Here is a 19,381-nt window from a genome sequence, read left to right as displayed (position 1 = left end):
GACCCTCCTTAAATTTCACTACTAGGTTGATCCATAAAGTTTCAAGCACAAAAAAGACAGAGAAACCCGCTGATTTCAGCGTAGTTTCTCTGTCCTGTTGACCTGAAAGTTTCTTCCCAGCAAAACGGGAATTACATCTTTGGCGGCTAAAGTAGCTCTCTCCAGAGGTGCGTCTAGCAAGAGTCTTTTTGCCTGAGAGATTCACATAAATGCTTGCTCCTTCGGCGCTGTCATCAGACAGTCTCTCCTCATGCTTTCATTCGCCTATTTTCAGTTTTGAGGTATTGGATGACCCTGTTTGTTTCATACTATTAAGGCTTTCGATTTCAATCCTACCACTACCACTAACGCATTGGCAACAATATTTTTAAGAATAAGAGTATTATCACAAGTATACAAATCACGAACATTAAATCTGATTAACCTATTAAAATTCGTGAATAACAACTATAAGGAAAGGGTTTTCATGATGAGGATGGAATTAACCTTTAACGAGGAATGGAAATCTGAATTTTTGAAGCATATAGAAGATGATGGCCCCTGGACAAATTGGGAGCTTTTCAAACTAGCAATAGAAGCTGAAAAACATACAACGATTCCTTCATTTACAGGACTACAAGCACCAGCCCACCTCCCTCACCTAACCCCACATCCGTATCAACTCGAAGCTGCAAGAAGAGTGGTTGAAGAAATGAACGGAAAAGCAATCCTTGCAGATGAGGTAGGCCTCGGGAAAACGATAGAAGCAGGACTCATCATAAAAGAATACATGATTCGTGGCCTGGTTAAAAAAGTGCTGATTCTCGTACCTGCCTCGCTTGTCTCACAATGGGCTATGGAATTAAACCAGAAGTTCTACATCCCTGCTGTAGTGCAAAGAAAAAGCTACGTCTGGGATCAATACGATGTGGTCGTTTCATCAATAGATACTGCAAAAAGGGAGCCTCACCGCTCTATCGTTTATCAACAAGACTACGATATGGTAATTATTGATGAGGCACACCGTCTCAAAAACAGTCGTACGAAAAACTATGAATTTGTTCAGCACCTTCAAAAGAAATTCTGTCTTCTTCTTACTGCAACACCAGTTCAAAACCGTTTAGAAGAAGTATTCAATCTTGTATCACTATTAAAACCTGGCCACCTTGGTAGCTTTGAACACTTTGAAAAGGACTATAAAGGTAAAGAGAGAAGCATTAAGGACGAGGAGCGCCTGCGTGCATTGATCCAAAAGGTTATGGTTCGAAACAGGAGACAAGACACAGAGATGGATTGGCCGGAACGAATTGTCCAGACCGTGCCTATCCACTTAAGTGAGGAAGAAGCATCTCTTTATAAAGCAGTGGAAGATTTAAAACAGCACCCAGTTGCAACAAGAAGCCAATTCTCAATCATTACGTTACTAAGAGAAATCTGCTCAAGCAGAGAAGCAGCATACATGACGCTTAAAAAGATGCTCGAAAAAGATGAATTAGAGGAGAATACAGAATCGATCATATTGAATCTCATGAAGAAAATTGAATCGGTTCCATCAAACTCGAAAGCTGAAAAAACGCTTGAAATTATACAATCGATCGAGGGTAAAGTTATCATCTTCACAGAATATCGTGCCACTCAATTATTTCTACAGTGGTTTCTACAGCAACACGGTATTTCCTCCGTTCCATTTCGAGGAGGGTTTAAGAGGAGCAAGAAAGACTGGATGAAAGAGCTTTTTAGAACTCACGCCAAAGTACTTATTGCTACAGAAGCAGGCGGAGAAGGAATAAACCTGCAGTTCTGCCAACACATTATCAACTATGACCTTCCTTGGAACCCGATGAGAATCGAGCAACGAATTGGACGCATCCATCGTTTGGGACAAGAAGGCGATGTCCATATTTACAATTTTGCTACCAAAAACACAGTTGAAGAACATATTTTGTCTCTTCTTTATGAGAAAATCCAACTTTTCGAAAGTGTAATCGGACAGTTAGATGAAATTCTTACTCGGTTAGGGATGCGCGATATTGAAAAGCATATCTCTGATATCTTACTTCATTCTGAAAGCGAAGGAGAGATTCGCATCAAGATGGAGAATATCAAAGAACTGATAAACTACCACAAGGAGGAAAGTGATGAAACAAGAAAATATTCATAACTATCTGCGCTCATACTTTCTTGCAAACGACTGTCCGATCCTTGAAGAGAAACAAGGTGTCCTTGCAGTCCAACTAACGGTCGATTTAGACAAAGAGTTAATGAATCGTCCGTTTTATTGGCATTACTTAGAGAAAACAGGTGGAACGCCTAATCCAATGACCCTCACGTTAGTAACGAACCAGGACGAGGAAATGAAAAAAGGTGAATTCGTTCATTTTGGAGCGCCACGTCTTCATCAAATTTTCTCCTCCACCAAAAAGTTAGCATCGTTTATTAGACTATATGAAAACATTGAATCATCGTCTCATCAACACTCTCCACTTCATCCATGGCTTTGTTTGAATATCAAAATTTCTTATCAATGTGATCGTAAGAAAGATCGCTTCTTATCACTAGGACTCCATCTCGTCAGTGGTGCAGTAGTGGATGATTTCCATGACCATCTGTCCGAAAAAAACTTAACACCTAAAATCCCCGACTATACATTCACCATCAGTCCTATTATAAAACCAGCAAGCGGGATCTCTCGCCTTGAAAAGATTGTAGAAATGTTAATTTCGAAAGAAGATCACTCATGGTCTGATGAGGCAAAGCAAAGATGGGCGGCAGATCAAATTCTACTCGACCAATTTTATGAAGATAATAACGAGGCTGAAAGCTATGCAGTAGAAAAAGAAGCACTTAGAAAACAATATGAGCCTGTGATAATATCGGAAGTCATCAATGGAGGAGTTTTTTATCTTTCCCCCTAACAAAAAATGCTCGGACACTCTGTCCGAGCACTACTTTTTCTTTCTTAAAAACATGCTGATCGCCATCGGAATAACTCCAAACCAACGAAATAAAAACGGCTGTTTTGTAGCCTTCCGTTCTGCCCGATTGTTAACTCTCTCTTCCTTTGGTTGGTCCATATATGAAACAACTTGTTGCGTCATAAATTTAACTAAATCATTAGAAGACAATTGAATCACCCTTTTCCCAGTCTCTAGCTATAGGGTGTCCATTTCTCCCTTCAATTAACCGAGCAATGTTCTTATTTCTCTCACGATCTCCTCTATCGTCCGATTTGTTGTATTAATTTCTATATGTGCGTCTTTATAAAGTGATAAGCGCTCAGAAAAAATTTTCTCAATTCGCTCACTGCGGTCCTTACCTTCAAGCAGCGGTCTAGATGAATCTCCTTCGAGTCTTTTTGCAATTTCATCTGGCTCGCAGTGTAGATAGATCACCGTCCCACATTGCTTCATAAGATTTCTGTTATCTTCTTTAAGTATGATGCCACCGCCGGTACTAATAATAACATCCTCTACTGGCAGCTTTTCTAAAATCGCCGTCTCATACGACCGAAAAGCTTCCTCACCATCATCTTCAAAAATCGCCGGAATATCTTTACCTGTTGTAGAAACAATTTGTTCATCCGTATCAAAAAGAGGCATAGATAATTCTTTCGCCAATGCAGATGCTACAGATGTTTTACCCGAACCCATAAATCCTGTTAAATAAACTGCTTTCATCCTACTTCTTCTCCCCATTTCAATACTTTGTTAGTACTTCGATCATAGTGAAACGTAACCGTTATTTGTTGATTTGTGGCAGTTGTGCCTGAAAGCACAATCTGGTGATCACTTTCAGAAATAAACGTAATTTTAGCAATCAACGTACCCTCTTTATAAGCAAAGATTTTCTCACCATTTATAATTTCACTTTGTTGTATATAAGAAATTGTATCTTTCATCCCTAGAACTAGCAAGGCTACTTTATTAAGGTGTAACTCCTTTTGCTCTAAGAAAGCTCGCTCATTTGCTGTGATTGTACAAAGATGAACTACATACCCAATCAATAATGTGCTTATTAACATCATCGTTGCCGTCATGTAACCTTTCTCGTTAAGACGAACCCGCCAGTTGATAACAGATTTCCTCCTTTGTTGTTCCGTTTGTAAGTACGAGCACAATTTTTACACGTTGACCTGAAATCGTGATGTTCATCGACTTCACACCCTGAAGAACAACCTCATGACCTGTTCCATTTACACGTCTTCTAATTACATTTCCATACATTTCAAAACCAATTGTTTCTCCTGAAGGATTTGTAAGACTGAGGTTTCTCCCGTTTGTTGAAACGGAAGAAGCTCCTCTAATTTCCCTTGCTACCAAGACATAGAACAGTTGCTCTTCTTCTTGCTGATGATCTATACCAGCGGTTTTTACAGATGTGATCATTAAAGATGGGAGAACTGCTGTTAAAGCTAGTAAGATCAACAATGTTATCAACACTTCGATCAATGTAAAGCCCTCTTCGTTAATGACCATAAGGCAAACTCCTACAAACATGTGTCTTCTTTTCTTTTCCTTCCAAAGCTACACACATTTGTTCTAATTTCAGATTAACACGATAAACATCAATTCCTTTTTTAATTTCTAATGGCGGAATCACACCGAGAAGAATATAGTTTGACCACACTTCATCTAAAACCGACACACTTTCTGTTCGGTTTGCAATGCTTATACGTTTTTCGTAAAGAGAAGCATAAATAGGCAGTATGCTCATCGAGAGGGTCATGAGAATGGTCAAACCGATCATCGCATCCATCAATGTATACCCACTATTTTTTCTCAACATAAAAGCGTCCTGCCCCAAGCTGTATGACAAGTTTGTATTCATCCTTACCATCATTTATCAAAATCGTTCCTGGCTTTTGAATATTACCATTACCAACATACACAATATGATGACCTAACGTCCCTTTATTAATTGTGATATTCTCTGGAATTTCATTCGATTTCATTACATTTGTAGCGTTACTTATAACTGTATACGTATGTGTTGATGGAGAGAAAGACAATCGATGAGGCTTCCCAGTGCTATATGCTAATTCTTGTGTGTATCGGATGTCCGATTGTAGTTTTTCGAGGAATTGCCGTGTGGATGAAGCTGATTGAGTTGGTGCGATTTGAATGAATACCAAACCGAGCATAAGTGAAAAAATAGTTAGGACAATCATCATTTCGATTAAGGTATAACCAGAAGAGAACATCTCTTTACGATGTTTTCTGTACAACAGACACAACTCCATTAGAAATGGTTAACGCTTCTCCACCTGGACATTTTGCGTTATTTTCATCTAAATAACCTTCAGATACTAAATCGTTTACCGAGACCGGCATGCTATCTGTATCAGCTTTATAGGCTGCAGCTTGTGCTTGTACCACTTTAACTGTTGCATCACAGCTTTTTTCTTCAACCACCTCATTGTTCTTCGTCAGACTTGGCACAGCTATTAACAAAAGCATTGAAATAATCATAATAACGATCATCATTTCAATTAAGGTAAAACCTTTTTCCGTTTTGATAGAATTCATAATTTCCCTCATTTTATTAGACCCTTTCCTATATAGATTGTAAATAATAAAACATTGGGAGCAAAATTGACATGAACATAAGCATAACTACTAAGCCTACGCCAACAAAACTAATAGGCTGCAGAACAAGAAATCCTTTTTTCACTAGTTCCTCAAACCGTTCCCCCATCACCTCCCCATAAAGAATTAATTCTTTACCCAAATTCCCACTTGCTTGTCCATGCATGAAAATTTCACTTAACTCTTGAACATAAAGGCTCTTATTTTGAAACAAGCCTTCAAGTTTCTCACCTTTCATAAGTGAAACAGAAACACGGTGAGCTTCTTCTTGAAATAGCACAAAATGGGATTGCTTCTTGATCAGTTCGAATGCATCAGAGATCGAAAGCCCACTATACAATAGAAGACCGAGATGGAGAGTAAGATGATGAGTGATATAAATTGGAACGAAGAGTTTCACAACAGGGAACTTGCTATACAATTGCACTTTCGTAACGGCCGATGATTGTCTATGTTTCATCACAAAGAAAGTATAACTTAATAAGAGGGTAAGAAATAACAGTGTCAAGAATAGGGGGGTTAATTGGATAAAAGTCATGAAGAGTCGAGAAACGATTGGGAGTGGAACATCGAGGGATTGATAGAGGGTATTAAATTTCGGTAATAGATACTTTCCTACGATAAATAACATAACTGCTGTCATCCAGAATAATATAATCGGATAAGCAAGGGTGCTTTTCAAACGTTTCTGCCACTCGCTTCTTTTTTTCATTAATTCTCCTGAAGCAACAATACCATTGGCAAAATCACGCTGTTCAGACATACACAGATAGGAAAGTATGTCATCTGGAAATTTAAATTCAGAAAGCACCTCGTGAAAAGGGTTCCCCTCTTTTAATTGCATGATCATATATTGTATATTTGTTCGTATGTGATCCTTTTGATAGATTGAATAAACTTCTAAAGCACTACCAAGCGTATACCCTTCTACTAACATCCTCCCTATACGACAAAGAAAGTCCGCCTTTTGATTAAGCTTCCATTTGGATCGTCTCACGATTCCATAACCCCAATTCTCTTTCAACGGTTTCTTTATCGATATATCCAAGAGCATATGCTCGAAGTACATAATCTTTTATCGTGGTTTGACCAGGGATAGAAAGAAGCGTGGAATCATGAATCGCTTTCTGAAGATGTAACCCAGCGAGGATTTCAACAATTGCGAGCTTTCGATGCTTTCTTTGCTTTAAACATTCAAGCGAACAGACTTTACAGAAAGGGCATTTAATAGGAACAAGCCTCTGAGTTGCCACACCCCTAAGTGTTTGAGCAATGTATTGGAGCGGGATTCCAAATTCAAGAAGGCGTGGAATGCATTCGAGAGTACTACCAGTGTGAAGTGTAGAGACCACTAAATGACCTGTCATACTAGCTCTAATTGCAAGCTGGGCCGTTTGCTCATCCCTGATTTCACCAACAACCAAAATGTCTGGGTCATGACGGAGTCCTGCTTTAAACCCCTCATAAAATGACAGACCTGCTTTTTCATTAACCTCCATTTGGATAAAATCAGGATTCCGTTTTTCAATGGGATCTTCAATTGTTAATACGCGGCGATGCCGTTTAACACTAAGCGTTTGGAGAAGTGAATAGAGAGTTGTTGTTTTGCCACACCCCGTAGGTCCAGTTATCATAAAGAGCCCACTATTGTAGCTGACAATTTGAAGGAGATGGTTTGCTGTTGATGGGAATAAAAATAGTTCCTTGAAGGCATGCGTTTCATCTTGAGGGAGAATGCGTAAAACCAAACTTTCGTGGTATGGCGTAGGAATTGTAGAAAGCCGGAGGTGAAAGCGATTGGGATAAAGAATCATGTCCATCGCTCCGTTTTGTGGACGACGTTTCTCTCCAATATCCATTCCACTCAGGAATTTGAAATGTGATAACACTTTCTGACTAATTGAAGATGGGAGCCACATCGCATCGTAAAGTTTATGATCGACTCGAAATTGAATTAACGTTCCCTTTTCTTTTGGGTGAAAATGAACGTCTGAAGCACCCACCTCCACTGCCTGTTTTATTATTTCTTGACCTTTTGCTTCGATATTCAGCTAAAATACACCTTCTTCCTCTTAATGTGACGGCAGAAAACGACACTTTTCAAACCGTAAGAAGAAGTATTCGTTAAGGATTTCCCTAATCCTTCTTATCAAAAAAATTTAACTAAGGAAATCACGCGTTACTCTATTGAACTTCTGTGGCTCTTCAAGGAATGGATAATGATTACTATTCTGAAAAACAACTAATTTCGAGTTAGGGATATAGACATCCATTTCCTCTGAGAAAGATAGCGGACATTGCACATCGTGTTCTCCACAAATAATCAACGTTGGAGACGTAATTTTGTTAAGCTGTCGAGTTACATCAAAATTCATAATTTCTCTAGCGAAGAAGTTCATTCTGACAGCAGATAACGTTTTATGTATATTCTTCGAAAAATACTCTTCGTATAGCTCGGGATTAAAAAGCGAGAGTTTTGTTCGCTCCTTAGCGATCATTTGCCTTTCATCACTAGATAGAGCGGGGTTTTTTAATTGTTCAATATACTGTTGCATTACATCGAATTTCGGGTTTTCAAAATGATAGATGCAAAAACGAGATGATGACGCATACTCCCGCGCAGCTGCTCCTACAATAATAAGGTGGTCGAGGCCTTCGGAAGCGTGTATTCCATATACACACCCGAGCATACCTCCTGTCGAATGCCCAACAAAAGACCATCTCTTATAGCCAAGTTCGGTCCGAATCGCTTCAAGGTCGAACACAGTATCCAGCATAAAATATTCATGAGGATCTTCGGCGTCAACTGAATCACCTGTACCTTTAAGGTTAACAAGGTATACCCGATGATGATCTGTGAAAGAATCACCAAAATAATCACCAGTCATGTTAAATTCTGAATATAAGTGCGCTACACACAGGGGCGGCCCTTCACCCTTCGCAAAAACTTCAAAGCTTCCTCTACTTGTATCGACCTTTTTTCTCTCCCACATCATAGTAACTACCTCCCTCTACTGCTTATTTCCCTCAAAGAGATAGCCAATCCTTCTCCGTTCACAGTAATGTAACATCATCGAAAAGCACAAAAAAAGCGATACGCGGAAAGATTTCCTGCATATCGCTGTGACATAGATTATGATTTATCGTATTCAAAAAACACGTTGGACATTCCACTATTTCGATTTATTTTCAAATTTATTAGAAGCATTCATCAAAATTAATGTATAAGTTTCTATAGTATGCTTATACTAACATTTGTAAACAGGTATTGGGCTATAGCCAAGCGGTAAGGCAACGGACTTTGACTCCGTCATGCGTTGGTTCGAATCCAGCTAGCCCAGCCAAAATAATTAAGATACGACAGCAAGATCTTTCTTCCGCTGATTCAGATTCTGCAGTTCAGATTTATTGTACCCAACAATAAGTTTTTTTCCATTTGTTACGATCGGCCTTCTCAGTAACTTTGGTTCATTATGCATCAATTCGAGCATCTCTGTTACCGTGAGATCTTCTATGTTCATATCGAGTTTCTTAAATGAGCTACTTCTTTTTGCCAATATTTCTTCGATACCTTCTGTGGACATTGTTATGATTTGTTTTAGCTCTTCAATCGATGGAGTATCTTTAAATAAATGCCGCTCTTCAAAGTCAACGTGGTTTTCCTTTAACCAAGCTTTTGTTTTCCTACAAGACGTGCAGCTTGGATACGTATAAAATAATAATTTATCATCCATATTATTTTCCCCTTTTCATTTTTCATGATAAATAACTTTACCCTAATTATACAATTATTAAACAAACATTGTACAAGAAAATAATTTGTAATTTTTATAACGATTTGGGATAATAAATTGGAACCCTTTACAATGTGTTAAAGTGATCGACACAAATTTGCCATGACGATAGCATTTACTTTTTAACAACAACTCATATATAATACGATATGTATGGGAATGAACGAGCAAGGGAGGAACTTCTTATGCCTAGAATGTACAAAGTATTGGCTTTCTGGACAGGTATCTTCTCACTGATGGGCTTTATCGGTGATATGCCTGTAGTCGGACTGCTTTTCCTTGGTCAGGCCGGCATGTTTTTTGCGTTAAGTCTTTTGAACTTAACTGAGCGTACTTATCTTTATATTTTCGGTGTATACTTAACATTATTTATGGTCGGTTTTTCCTACTGGTCAGTGTTTATGATGACACCTGGCTCTGGCGGCCATTAATTAAACCAAAGAAAAAGACGATGCTGATGCATCGTCTTTTTTGTTCATTTTCGCTGTACAATTACTTGAAATTGATTCATTTGTGATAACCAATTCACAGCACGATTTATTTTATGGGCTGGGGAAAACGGATTTTGCTCGTTATGATTCTGCACAAAATCTAACAACCCATTATTCACGAGAAAACGTCCTTGAAACTCACATTCAATCCATTTAAATTGATGATCTTCTCCTATTCTCCTTAACGCATCCAGAGAGATATGAGTCGTCAAATCCATTCGTCCCGGATTTTCAAGCGGGTTTTGAATGAGCTGATGCTTATAATAACCTCTTAGGCTCCCAGTACGTCTGGCTGGGTGGCACCATTCTTCATCTGTATAGCCATAATCAATCGTATAGATTCGTCCTTTTTCCATCCAGTTCGCAACATTCTCAAACCAATTAGTCATATGAAGGGGAACTTCTATACGTTGGCCTTTATTTATTTGATAACCGTAACTTTCAATCCAATCTAAAATAGCATGATCTGTACAAAGTTTGTATACTTCTGTTAACTCTTCAGACGGAGTAAGACCAACCATAACCTCGAACAACTCTCCCTGCTTCTCTTCAATCACTCTAACAGGAAATGCATCTAATAGTTCGTTTGAAAAGATGATCCCTTGAAACACTCCAATATGCCGTTTTAGCTCTTCAAGAGATGGATAGATATGCACACTCTCATAGTCCTTAGTTTTGTTTTCAATAATCTTTCTATGATACGGACTTGACTCAACAACATAATAAGTTAGCTTTTCAAAAAAAGATTTATCATACCTTTGAATTTCTTCAAGGTTTGAGAGGATAAAATCTCCTTCACCTGCCCCCATCTCTACAATCACTGGATGGAGATCATCCGCTATGATTGCGCTTGTAAAAACCCTTGCCATCACACGGCTGAAGACTTCATGAACACCCGGTGACGTATAAAAGTCTCCAGCTTTTCCGGTTTTTTTATGATTCGAGCTGTAATAACCATGTTCTTCATCGTATAAACTAATTTCCATAAACCGCTCATACGTAATCGCATGATCTTTTGAATCAACGATTTCTGACTTTAATTTAGTTAGAATTGTCATATCTCATATAGTAAAACCATTCAAAAAGGGATTGCTCGTCATTTCTTGCTCGATCGTTGTTACAGGCCCATGACCTGAAGCAACAATTGTATTTTCTGGCAATGTCAGAAGACGTTTATGTATACTTCTGATCAATTGATCATGATTTCCAAGTGGAAGATCTGTTCGACCTATACTTCCTTGAAAAAGGGCATCTCCTGAGAATACAACATCAAGGTCCTCGAAATAGAAAGAAACACTTCCCGGTGAATGACCTGGCGTTTCATACACGTCTATGCTAAATGATTCGATTGCTAACTTTCTTTCTTGCTCGATCAGTTCGTCTGCTGGTTTAGCTACAATATCCTCTACCATCGGAAACAAGGATGAGCCATTTAAAGCTGGATCCTCCATCCATTCTGCTTCCTTTTTATGCAGGTAAACAGGAATTCCATAGTGATTTCGTATAAAGTCAACAGCTCCAATATGATCAAAATGCGCATGAGTGAGTAATACTGCAACGGGTTTTAATCCAAGCCTCTCAACCTCACCTGAAATTTTGTTACCTTCAGCTCCTGGATCTATAATAAGGGCATCCCTTTCACCATTCCATATGATGGCTGCATTGGCCTGTACAGGTCCCACAGCTAACTGTTTCCAATTCATTCAAATCGCCTCCATTGAAAGATTATGATTCTTATTCTACACTATAAAAAACTCGTTTTAAAAGGAGAGGTATGTAATGTCTATCATGTATGGAGTTGAATTAGATCCCCCACCAGGTGCTTTACCTGGTCTCATTTCTCAACTTGTAAAAAAAACAAGTGAGCTTGTAAATGCGATTGACCGTGATGGAAAACTTGTTATTGTAGCTGACAAAGACGAAGCTGACTCACTTGTTGATTATTATACCTCTAAGAACGCTATGGGAGAACGGTATACGCTCACCCTTTTATCTCAGCAAAGTAAACCAACACCATTCCTAACTGACTACGGATTCACTTCTCAAAACAACCGAGATTATTTGTATGAAAACATGGTCACACCATTTTCAATCTCAAAAGGCGATGATGAGCAGATTGAGATGGCGTTACTTCAAATCGAGGAACATCTCATTGCCACTGATAAGAACATCATGTTTGTCGACATGATGCAAAAAGAGTTGATGGAGGGCATCGCAAGGGCTTATCAAATTGAACTATCATTTTCGAACTATTGACGCCTCGACAAATGATAAGAAAACGGTTAAAATAATAAAGGACTTATGTACATATCCATTAAAGTTAAAAATTGTTCAGATTTAAACATGCCATATCATAGTACTTTAAGGGTATACTGATAATGATTGCATGGATAAGGAGGTATTCCGGATGGGTTTAGCAATTATTTTTGCATTCGTCACGTTATTTTCCGCTTGGGGCTTATTTCGTTCCTTTCGTGAAAAAAACTTTATGGGCCTTGCCTTTGCAGGTTTAACTGTTCTGGTTTTTGGCGCCTTTACTGTTGCTACAATGATCGATGTTCTTTTCGGATCTGGAGGCGGCGGAGGCCACTAAAAAAACAGCCATTTGGCTGTTTTTTTTAGTTTCTATGCTTTTTTACTGATGCCAGTTTATCTTCCATTCTAACTTTTTTGTCTCTCCGGTCATCTATTCGAATATTTGTGGCCACTCTCTCGATTCCATGTTGGAAGGGTGATTCATGGATTGCCTGAATTACCTCTAATAGATCTGGTAAATCTCCTTCAATCAACGTACTCATAGGCGTGAGCCGATAAGAAATTCTATCGGTAAACGATTCGAGGATCTCCTGTACTTCCGCTACATACTTACTCACGCTCGGTGTTTCTGTTCCGACAGGTATTACTGTTACATCTACAATTGCCATATTAATCTCCTCCTTCAATAGTTAGTAACTGCATCTCCTTATTAAAGAAAAACCTATATGTAACAAGAGATATTATCATTGCACAAATTGAAACACAAGAAAAGATACTGATCGATACAACGATTTGATACCGAATCGCATCGATAGGAGAGGCTCCGCCAAGAATGAGGCCCGTCATCATTCCTGGAAGTTGTACTAAGCCAATCGTTTTCAAAGAATCCACATTCGGAATCATTGATGCTTTTATTGTTTTTCGAATGATCATCTTAGAGGCTTCTGCTGGCTTCGCACCTAATGATAAAGCAGCAAGGATTTTGCCTCTACTGTCTCTAAATTCATTTTTCATTCTCTCAAATGCAAGCCCTGAAGCCACCATACTATTTCCAATAATCATACCACTCATTGGAATAACCTGTTCGGATTTAAACGGGATAATATCAAATACGATCCAAATTGATAATACGAAAACTTCAATAATTAAAAGGGAAGCAAAAGATAGCCAAAATGCAAATGGTATTCCTTTACCGCGTTTTGCTGCCTGTAATGCAGCGATTATCAGCATTATCGTTACCCATAACCCCACACCTTGCCAGTCTTCCATTGAAAACAACAGAGTGAGTATATAACCGATGAAAAATAATTGCACTACACCCCGGAGGGATGACCAAATAGCTGATTTACTTATTCCGAGGGAGAAATAATACGACATCGATACAGGAATCATTACGAAGATAATCATAGTGAGGAGGGATAAGTTTGAGATTTCAGTCATACATTACCCCTCTATAAATCTCATAAGAGCTTCAGTAGTAGGATTATCGAATAGTTCTTTCGTGTACCCTTTCTCTTCAAGACTTCCCTCATTCATAAATAACGTGTACGTTCCAAGTCTTTCGGCTTGTTTTAAATCGTGGGTAATCATAACAATCGTCTTCCCTTCTTCGTTAACGAGGAATTCTAACAACTCCTCCATTAAATCTACCGTTCTCATATCCAAAGCACTTGTCGCTTCATCAAGTAACAGCACATCTGGGTTATTAGCAAGCGTCCTTGCAAACGCTACTCTTTGTTGTTCTCCCCCCGAAAGATGATCAACTTCTTTCGTAAGAAAATCCTTCGGAAGCTGCACCTTTTCTAATAAAGAAACTCCTAGTTTAGAGTTCCATTCTTTTATTAAATTTGGACCAAACTTCAAATTCTCTTCCACTGTTCCATCAAATAAGTTAGCTTGTTGAAAAACCACACCTATTTTTCTTCTTAACTCATTAATCGGATAATCAACAATTTGTTTTCCTTTGTAGAAGATCTCACCTTCTTCAGGATCAGTAAGTCGATTCAATAACATGATCAAGCTACTTTTCCCGGACCCTGATGGACCGATAACCGTCGTTAACGTTCCTTCCATTATTTCGAAATCAACATTTTTAACACGTTCATTTTTCACATTGTTTACTGCGATAATTGGTTTCATCTATTTTGCCTTTCTTCAAAAGAGTTATCTTTATCGTTTATAACATATCCGGTTTCTATTCACCAGTTTAAAGGGTTCAAAAAAAATAACTCATTCCATTAGAAATGAGTTATTGCTTTCATACTTTACTATGCATTCGATAGGCAGAATGATTAGTAGGACCGATTCCATGACCGATATTAAGGGAATATTTAATCGCAGTGGTAATAAAGTCCTTCGCTAAAGATACCGCTTGCGGAATGGGATGCCCTTTTGCAAGTTCTGCTGCAATACACGCGGAAAATGTACATCCAGTTCCATGGGTATGCTTCGTATCAATCCGTCTTGATTCGAAGTAATATAGCTTTTCGTTGGCGTAAAGTACATCAACAGAATCCAGACCATCCATATGACCGCCCTTAATCAACACCCCATTACATCCATACCGAGATAGTTTCATTGCAGCTTCTTCCATATCCTCAATCTTTTCTATTATCATTCCATGTAACAAAACTGATGCTTCGGGAATATTTGGAGTAATCAAGGATGCTAGCGGAAATAATTCTGTTTTTAGCGACTCGATCGCCTCTTCTTCAAGAAGGGTAGACCCTCCTTTTGCAATCATGACAGGATCAATCACTAAATTCGTCACGTGGTAATCTCTCAATTTTATCGCAACCGTATTTATTATATCCCCTGAAAAAAGCATTCCTGTTTTCACTGCATCTGCACCTAAATCTGATAAAATTGCATCGAGCTGTTGGTTTATAGATTCTAAAGATTGAGGGAAGATACCATGAACTCCCATAGTGTTTTGAGCTGTTAACGCAGTTATCGCGCTCATACCATACACATTGCGTTCTTGAAATGTTTTTAAATCGGCCTGTATTCCAGCTCCACCACCGCTGTCAGACCCTGCGATCGTTAACACTTTTCTCACATCATTCATCTCCCTCTATACGAATTGAAACCGTTCTGGCCGAAAGCTTTCGATAGGAACCTCCTGTGGTAATTGTTCAATTTCGTTTGCGATAATTACTGCTGTTACCGGACTTAGTAATATACCATTCCGGTAATGTCCAGCCGCTATGAGGATCGTTGGTTTTTGAGCCACCTTTCCGATAAGAGGAAAGCCATCCTGGGTAGCCGGTCTTAAACCAGCCCATTTATGGAACGGTCGTTCTTGTTGTAATTCTGGTAACACATGTTGACTCCAAGATTCTAATCGATTGATTCCATGAGAGGTTACACTCGTATCAAAACCTGCAATGTCCTCAGAAGCTCCAGCAATTAGCGTCCCATTTTCTTTTCCTACGAGATAACCTTGGCTCGTAAAAACAATATGACGTAATTCAGGACCTTTGTACGCACAGATCTGCCCTCTTATTGGAAAAACAGGTATTGAGCAATTCAACTCTTTTTCCCAATTCCTTGACCAAGCTCCAGTTGCAAGTACAATATGTTCTCCTTTAATTATGCCCTTATCTGTTTTTATTTGATGGTTTTCACCATTAACTAATTCTGCTTCTCCTGCATTGTCTAGTATGTTCACCCCGGAATTTCTGCATGCTTTGATCAATGCTAAGACATATCCCGGAGCATATATATGACTTTCTTCAGGACACCAAAGCGCGGCGTATATATCCTCAGATAATAACGGCTCTCTTTCCCTCGCCTCATCCCCTGATAATAAATAGGATTCTATGCCATATTCACGTTGCCACCTTTGCTTTGACTCTAACGAAAGCAAGTCTGCTTCATGATAAATAGCATAAAGACTCCCACACCGGCTATACTCAAAGGTTTCATTTGATGATTGCATAATTTCTTTCACCCAGTCAGGGTACAGCTCCAAACTTTTTTGACACAATCTAAAAAAATCATCTGGATCTTCTGTGATTTCGGAATAAGGTGCAAGCATCCCCGCTGCAGCTCCAGATGCTTGTCCACCACACTGACCAGATTCAATTACGGTTACTTCAAAACCACGTTTCCTGCACTCATATGCAATCGAAAGTCCTATCACACCTCCACCTACAACTAGAACGCTAGCCACGCTAACAACACCTCTCTATTTAGAAATATAATCGATTGTACTACTAGCAGTGGCATACTTCTTTTTAGGAATTCTACCCGATAAATAAGACAGTCTACCTGCCTGAATTGCATGTTTTACTGCTTCAGCCATCTTCACTGGATTTCTTGCTTTTGCGATTGCAGTGTTCAACAACACCCCATCAGCTCCAAGCTCCATGGCTTTCGTTACATCTGCTGCGCTACCAAGTCCAGCATCTACTATGACAGGCACAGTTAATTGTTCTGAAATAAGTTCTATATTATAAGGATTTAATATCCCTAATCCCGTCCCTATAGGTGAACCACCTGGCATAACGGCAGCAGCACCAGCTTCCTGTAGTCTATAACATAATGCTGGATCATCAGATGTATATGGTAAGACTACAAATCCATCTTCAGCTAAGATTTCTGTTGCTTTTACTGTTTCAATCGGATCTGGCAAAAGGGTTTTATCATCTCTACTCACTTCTACCTTGATCCAATTACTCAACCCAGAAGCTCTAGCTAAGTTAGCGATTCTTACAGCTTCTTCAGCGGACTTTGCACCGGACGTGTTCGGCAGATACTGAAACGTTTTGTCTCCTAAGTGCTGAAGAATTGCATCTTCACCAGGTGAGCTTAAATTCACTCTCCTGATGGCAAACGTCAATACCTCAGATTCAGAAGCCTCGATAGCCTGGTTTTGTACGAATGGGTTTGGGTATCTACCTGTCCCTAGAAATAGCCTTGAATGAAACTGTTTATCTCCTATTGTTAAAACGTCATTCATGTTCATCCACCTCCAACAAACTGAACAAGTTCAATCTTTACACCATCATTTAGATACGTCTCGCTCCATTTTGAGCGATCAATAATCGTTCCATCTACTTCTGTTGCAACTAAGCCGCTCTGCAATTGGAAATGTTCAATCACATCTTCCATAGTCGTAACATCAAGATTATACGTCTCACCGTTAATATGCAGCTTCATGATTAACCTCCCTTGAATTCGTGATCCTTTGAATAAATGCATCACTAGTGCCACGAACATTAGAACTTCCTACAACTTCACTTATCACGCAGATTCGGGATGCGCCTGCAGCAAGCACTTCGTCAACATTATGAAGCTTAATGCCTCCAATCGCTACAAATGGAATGGAAATTTCAGAGGCAACTTCTCGAATGTATGAGGTTGTAACAGGATCGACCACATCACTTTTACTATTTGTTGCATAAACAGGACCTGCGCCGATATAATCTGCACCTTCTTTTTGTGCCTGACGAGCTTCTTCTATTTTATGAGTCGATATTCCAATAATTTTATCTGAGCCAATGATCTTTCGCGCTACGGATATTGGTAAATCATCCTGTCCCAAATGAATACCATCCGCATCTACAGCAAGGGCAATATCGATATGATCGTTTACAATAAAGGTAACGTTGTGTTTAATCGTTAATTCTCGAAGCACTTTAGCTTTTTCTAAAATAACCTTCTTACTACTTTTCTTATCTCGTAGTTGAATAATCTTCGCACCACCTAAAATGGATTCTTCCATCACCTCTACCAAACTGCTACCAGGATGATATTCTTCACCAGTAATCACGTATAGTTTAAAATCTTTCATTTTTTCTCCTCCATTTCCCTGACAATATAAAAAAGCCCTCATTCCGCGTATGGAATGAGGGCAGTTATCATATTAAATACCGCTACCGACTTCCCTACGCTGGTATCAACCAGATCAGGTTCAAGGGTAAAGGAAGTATCGGTTTCCTATTCTCAGCCTACCCGAAACGTAGGCACCCCTAGTCAAAATTATTAAGTTCTCTTTTATTATGGCAAACAACCGCGATGATGACAAGTCATTTACATATATAAAGAGGAGAGAAAGATTCCAATCGTATCGTTATAGATCTTGTCAAACTGACTTAAAGGAAGCGGGCTTTCGCCCTTACCTATTTCAACAGTAAATCCTGGCTTTCTAAACTCTTTAATAAACCAGTCCTTATATCCTGCAAAACTATCAACATAACGAATTGGCCGATATCCACTAAGTCTTGAATATTCCCTAACTAAAACTTCAGATTCTGGCGGCTCAAGTCCTTCATACCCCCAAAAGATGACTTCCCCTTGAGAATGAAAGGCGAGAGCTCTGTCAAAATTTCTTCGTTTTGAAAGATCTGCTAATGCGATTGCCTCTGGTTCACTCAAAGGTTCATAGCCTGGAAAGTTACGGGGAGATGGTTTCTTCGGTTTCCTCTCCGCTTCTATTTCCCACTTTGCTGGATATTGATTATTCAAATCAACACCGCGAATGTTGGCTTTCCAACGATCAAAGTTGTCACTTCCGTTATTTATGTCGTTAGCTAACGTGCGATAAGGTTCTTCTTCAGGTAAACCATTAATAACAAGGTTAACACCATCTGGATTTACCATAGGTACAATTGACAGGGACGTGGAATCGTAAAGTGGAGGCAAGTACACACTACTTAACACCTGAGTATTCGTGAGAGCCATTAAATAATCATTTAATAACTTCATCAACAATGGCGTTGTTAACCATTCGTTGGCATGGAAAGAGCCATTCATATGGACTTTTTTTGAACCGATCCCTACTTGTAATTCTGGAATTGGTTTTCCCATAACAGATTCACCAACAACAGCACGTTTTAAAAAGGGATAAACAGCTAACAACTTTTTTATATCCTTTACCATGATTTCATACGTATAGTTCTGTTCTGGATTAACAAGTGGCCATATCATTCGAATTGGTATATTCACTTTCTCTCCAACTTGTAATGCAAAAGGATTCGTGTCGTTTATTAATAAGATTCCATCTAGAGGTGCGTCATACCAACCTGCAATTTTCCATAGGGTGTCCCCATTTTTTATTGTATACCTTTTGGTTACGTATCCTGGTATATTAATCATATCACCAACGACTAACTGGTTTGGATCCTCTAAATCATTGCTATCAATGATTAGCCGGAGTGGAATTTGAAACACTCTGCTATACTTCCACATTGTATCTCCGCTCTTCACCCTTACTTTCATATTCGATCCCCTCCACACAAGAAGCCTTCATACTATGCTATGTGGAGGGATC

Annotated in this window: 27 protein-coding genes, 1 tRNA gene and 2 riboswitches; of the genes, 6 read left to right on the top strand and 22 right to left on the bottom strand. The window is 39.0% G+C overall.

Annotation, left to right across the window (positions count from 1 at the left end):
* Nucleotides 1-170: 170 nt before the first annotated feature.
* Nucleotides 171-260, bottom strand: a riboswitch (glycine riboswitch).
* Between the two features lie 209 nt (nucleotides 261-469).
* Nucleotides 470-2,140, top strand: a complete 1,671-nt coding sequence (locus SJY16_RS07725; protein ID WP_377892116.1) for a DEAD/DEAH box helicase — start codon at nucleotides 470-472, stop codon at nucleotides 2,138-2,140.
* Nucleotides 2,118-2,894, top strand: coding sequence for a YqhG family protein (locus SJY16_RS07720; protein WP_377888532.1), 777 nt, complete (start codon nucleotides 2,118-2,120; stop codon nucleotides 2,892-2,894). The genes SJY16_RS07725 and SJY16_RS07720 overlap by 23 nt, the downstream gene beginning before the upstream one ends.
* 30 nt (nucleotides 2,895-2,924) lie before the next feature.
* On the opposite strand, the gene SJY16_RS07715 is transcribed toward SJY16_RS07720, so the two are convergent.
* From SJY16_RS07715 to SJY16_RS07670, 10 genes are all read right to left on the bottom strand, one after another.
* Nucleotides 2,925-3,104, bottom strand: coding sequence for a YqzE family protein (locus tag SJY16_RS07715; protein ID WP_377888531.1), 180 nt, complete (start codon nucleotides 3,102-3,104; stop codon nucleotides 2,925-2,927).
* Nucleotides 3,105-3,158: 54 nt separating this feature from the next.
* Complete coding sequence (locus SJY16_RS07710) at nucleotides 3,159-3,656, bottom strand: shikimate kinase (protein ID WP_377888530.1); 498 nt, start codon at nucleotides 3,654-3,656, stop codon at nucleotides 3,159-3,161.
* Nucleotides 3,653-4,015: a competence type IV pilus minor pilin ComGG gene (comGG, locus tag SJY16_RS07705; protein ID WP_377888529.1), complete on the bottom strand. Its 363-nt coding sequence runs from the start codon at nucleotides 4,013-4,015 to the stop codon at nucleotides 3,653-3,655. Before comGG ends, SJY16_RS07710 begins: the two co-directional genes overlap by 4 nt.
* A gap of 13 nt (nucleotides 4,016-4,028) precedes the next feature.
* A complete protein-coding gene (gene comGF, locus SJY16_RS07700) occupies nucleotides 4,029-4,454 on the bottom strand; it encodes a competence type IV pilus minor pilin ComGF (protein ID WP_377888528.1) in 426 nt (141 codons plus the stop codon).
* On the bottom strand, nucleotides 4,444-4,764 hold the full coding sequence (locus tag SJY16_RS07695) for a hypothetical protein (RefSeq protein ID WP_377888527.1): 321 nt from the start codon (nucleotides 4,762-4,764) through the stop codon (nucleotides 4,444-4,446). Before SJY16_RS07695 ends, comGF begins: the two co-directional genes overlap by 11 nt.
* Nucleotides 4,748-5,203, bottom strand: coding sequence for a competence type IV pilus minor pilin ComGD (gene comGD / locus SJY16_RS07690; RefSeq protein ID WP_377888526.1), 456 nt, complete (start codon nucleotides 5,201-5,203; stop codon nucleotides 4,748-4,750). The genes SJY16_RS07695 and comGD overlap by 17 nt, the downstream gene beginning before the upstream one ends.
* Nucleotides 5,184-5,504: a competence type IV pilus major pilin ComGC gene (gene comGC, locus SJY16_RS07685; protein WP_377888525.1), complete on the bottom strand. Its 321-nt coding sequence runs from the start codon at nucleotides 5,502-5,504 to the stop codon at nucleotides 5,184-5,186. The genes comGD and comGC overlap by 20 nt, the downstream gene beginning before the upstream one ends.
* A 28-nt stretch (nucleotides 5,505-5,532) precedes the next feature.
* Nucleotides 5,533-6,618: a competence type IV pilus assembly protein ComGB gene (gene comGB / locus SJY16_RS07680; RefSeq protein ID WP_377892113.1), complete on the bottom strand. Its 1,086-nt coding sequence runs from the start codon at nucleotides 6,616-6,618 to the stop codon at nucleotides 5,533-5,535.
* Nucleotides 6,536-7,585 (bottom strand): competence type IV pilus ATPase ComGA, encoded by a 1,050-nt coding sequence (gene comGA, locus SJY16_RS07675; RefSeq protein ID WP_377892112.1) that lies wholly within the window; start codon nucleotides 7,583-7,585, stop codon nucleotides 6,536-6,538. Before comGA ends, comGB begins: the two co-directional genes overlap by 83 nt.
* Before the next feature lie 138 nt (nucleotides 7,586-7,723).
* Nucleotides 7,724-8,557, bottom strand: a complete 834-nt coding sequence (locus tag SJY16_RS07670; RefSeq protein ID WP_377892111.1) for an alpha/beta fold hydrolase — start codon at nucleotides 8,555-8,557, stop codon at nucleotides 7,724-7,726.
* Between the two features lie 276 nt (nucleotides 8,558-8,833).
* Here SJY16_RS07670 and SJY16_RS07665 point away from each other — a divergent pair.
* Nucleotides 8,834-8,908 (top strand) — tRNA-Gln (locus SJY16_RS07665).
* Between the two features lie 6 nt (nucleotides 8,909-8,914).
* On the opposite strand, the gene SJY16_RS07660 is transcribed toward SJY16_RS07665, so the two are convergent.
* A complete protein-coding gene (locus SJY16_RS07660; protein ID WP_377888524.1) occupies nucleotides 8,915-9,298 on the bottom strand; it encodes a Spx/MgsR family RNA polymerase-binding regulatory protein in 384 nt (127 codons plus the stop codon).
* Between the two features lie 245 nt (nucleotides 9,299-9,543).
* Between SJY16_RS07660 and SJY16_RS07655 the strand changes: the two genes are divergently transcribed.
* Nucleotides 9,544-9,789 (top strand): DUF2626 domain-containing protein, encoded by a 246-nt coding sequence (locus SJY16_RS07655; protein WP_224878383.1) that lies wholly within the window; start codon nucleotides 9,544-9,546, stop codon nucleotides 9,787-9,789.
* Between the two features lie 44 nt (nucleotides 9,790-9,833).
* Here SJY16_RS07655 and SJY16_RS07650 read toward each other — a convergent pair whose 3' ends face one another.
* Nucleotides 9,834-10,907, bottom strand: coding sequence for an SAM-dependent methyltransferase (locus SJY16_RS07650; protein WP_377888523.1), 1,074 nt, complete (start codon nucleotides 10,905-10,907; stop codon nucleotides 9,834-9,836).
* 3 nt (nucleotides 10,908-10,910) lie between these two features.
* Nucleotides 10,911-11,552: an MBL fold metallo-hydrolase gene (locus SJY16_RS07645; RefSeq protein ID WP_377888522.1), complete on the bottom strand. Its 642-nt coding sequence runs from the start codon at nucleotides 11,550-11,552 to the stop codon at nucleotides 10,911-10,913.
* A 76-nt stretch (nucleotides 11,553-11,628) separates the two neighbouring features.
* Here SJY16_RS07645 and SJY16_RS07640 point away from each other — a divergent pair, with 76 nt between their 5' ends.
* Both SJY16_RS07640 and SJY16_RS07635 read left to right on the top strand, forming a co-directional pair.
* The gene (locus tag SJY16_RS07640) at nucleotides 11,629-12,105 is read left to right on the top strand and encodes a hypothetical protein (protein WP_377888521.1); all 477 of its coding nucleotides are present in this window, start codon (nucleotides 11,629-11,631) and stop codon (nucleotides 12,103-12,105) included.
* Between the two features lie 151 nt (nucleotides 12,106-12,256).
* Nucleotides 12,257-12,442, top strand: coding sequence for a DUF2759 family protein (locus tag SJY16_RS07635; RefSeq protein ID WP_377888520.1), 186 nt, complete (start codon nucleotides 12,257-12,259; stop codon nucleotides 12,440-12,442).
* A gap of 25 nt (nucleotides 12,443-12,467) precedes the next feature.
* Here the strand turns inward: SJY16_RS07635 and SJY16_RS07630 are convergent, their stop codons facing one another.
* The 9 genes from SJY16_RS07630 to SJY16_RS07590 all read right to left on the bottom strand — a co-directional run bounded on the left by SJY16_RS07630 (nucleotide 12,468) and on the right by SJY16_RS07590 (nucleotide 19,329).
* Nucleotides 12,468-12,773 (bottom strand): MTH1187 family thiamine-binding protein, encoded by a 306-nt coding sequence (locus SJY16_RS07630; RefSeq protein ID WP_377888519.1) that lies wholly within the window; start codon nucleotides 12,771-12,773, stop codon nucleotides 12,468-12,470.
* 1 nt (nucleotide 12,774) lies between these two features.
* Complete coding sequence (locus SJY16_RS07625; RefSeq protein ID WP_377888518.1) at nucleotides 12,775-13,545, bottom strand: ABC transporter permease; 771 nt, start codon at nucleotides 13,543-13,545, stop codon at nucleotides 12,775-12,777.
* A 3-nt stretch (nucleotides 13,546-13,548) separates the two neighbouring features.
* A complete protein-coding gene (locus SJY16_RS07620) occupies nucleotides 13,549-14,244 on the bottom strand; it encodes an ABC transporter ATP-binding protein (RefSeq protein ID WP_377888516.1) in 696 nt (231 codons plus the stop codon).
* Between the two features lie 118 nt (nucleotides 14,245-14,362).
* On the bottom strand, nucleotides 14,363-15,172 hold the full coding sequence (thiD, locus tag SJY16_RS07615; protein WP_377888515.1) for a bifunctional hydroxymethylpyrimidine kinase/phosphomethylpyrimidine kinase: 810 nt from the start codon (nucleotides 15,170-15,172) through the stop codon (nucleotides 14,363-14,365).
* 6 nt (nucleotides 15,173-15,178) lie between these two features.
* Nucleotides 15,179-16,279 carry a glycine oxidase ThiO gene (gene thiO / locus SJY16_RS07610; protein WP_377888514.1) on the bottom strand — a complete coding sequence of 367 codons (1,101 nt, stop codon included), beginning with the start codon at nucleotides 16,277-16,279 and terminating at the stop codon, nucleotides 15,179-15,181.
* A gap of 15 nt (nucleotides 16,280-16,294) precedes the next feature.
* On the bottom strand, nucleotides 16,295-17,074 hold the full coding sequence (locus SJY16_RS07605) for a thiazole synthase (RefSeq protein ID WP_377888513.1): 780 nt from the start codon (nucleotides 17,072-17,074) through the stop codon (nucleotides 16,295-16,297).
* Nucleotides 17,071-17,268 (bottom strand): sulfur carrier protein ThiS, encoded by a 198-nt coding sequence (thiS, locus tag SJY16_RS07600; RefSeq protein WP_377888512.1) that lies wholly within the window; start codon nucleotides 17,266-17,268, stop codon nucleotides 17,071-17,073. Before thiS ends, SJY16_RS07605 begins: the two co-directional genes overlap by 4 nt.
* Nucleotides 17,252-17,902, bottom strand: a complete 651-nt coding sequence (gene thiE, locus SJY16_RS07595) for a thiamine phosphate synthase (RefSeq protein WP_377888511.1) — start codon at nucleotides 17,900-17,902, stop codon at nucleotides 17,252-17,254. Before thiE ends, thiS begins: the two co-directional genes overlap by 17 nt.
* A 74-nt stretch (nucleotides 17,903-17,976) precedes the next feature.
* Nucleotides 17,977-18,092: riboswitch (TPP riboswitch) on the bottom strand.
* Between the two features lie 49 nt (nucleotides 18,093-18,141).
* The gene (locus tag SJY16_RS07590; RefSeq protein WP_377888510.1) at nucleotides 18,142-19,329 is read right to left on the bottom strand and encodes a M14 family metallopeptidase; all 1,188 of its coding nucleotides are present in this window, start codon (nucleotides 19,327-19,329) and stop codon (nucleotides 18,142-18,144) included.
* Nucleotides 19,330-19,381 lie beyond the last annotated feature (52 nt).

It is taken from the genome of Alkalihalobacillus sp. R86527 (assembly GCF_042466185.1).
In the GTDB taxonomy this organism is placed as follows: Bacteria; Bacillota; Bacilli; order Bacillales; family Guptibacillaceae; genus Guptibacillus.
Note: the sequence above shows the minus strand (reverse complement) of the source record. Positions and strands in the feature narration are given on the sequence as shown.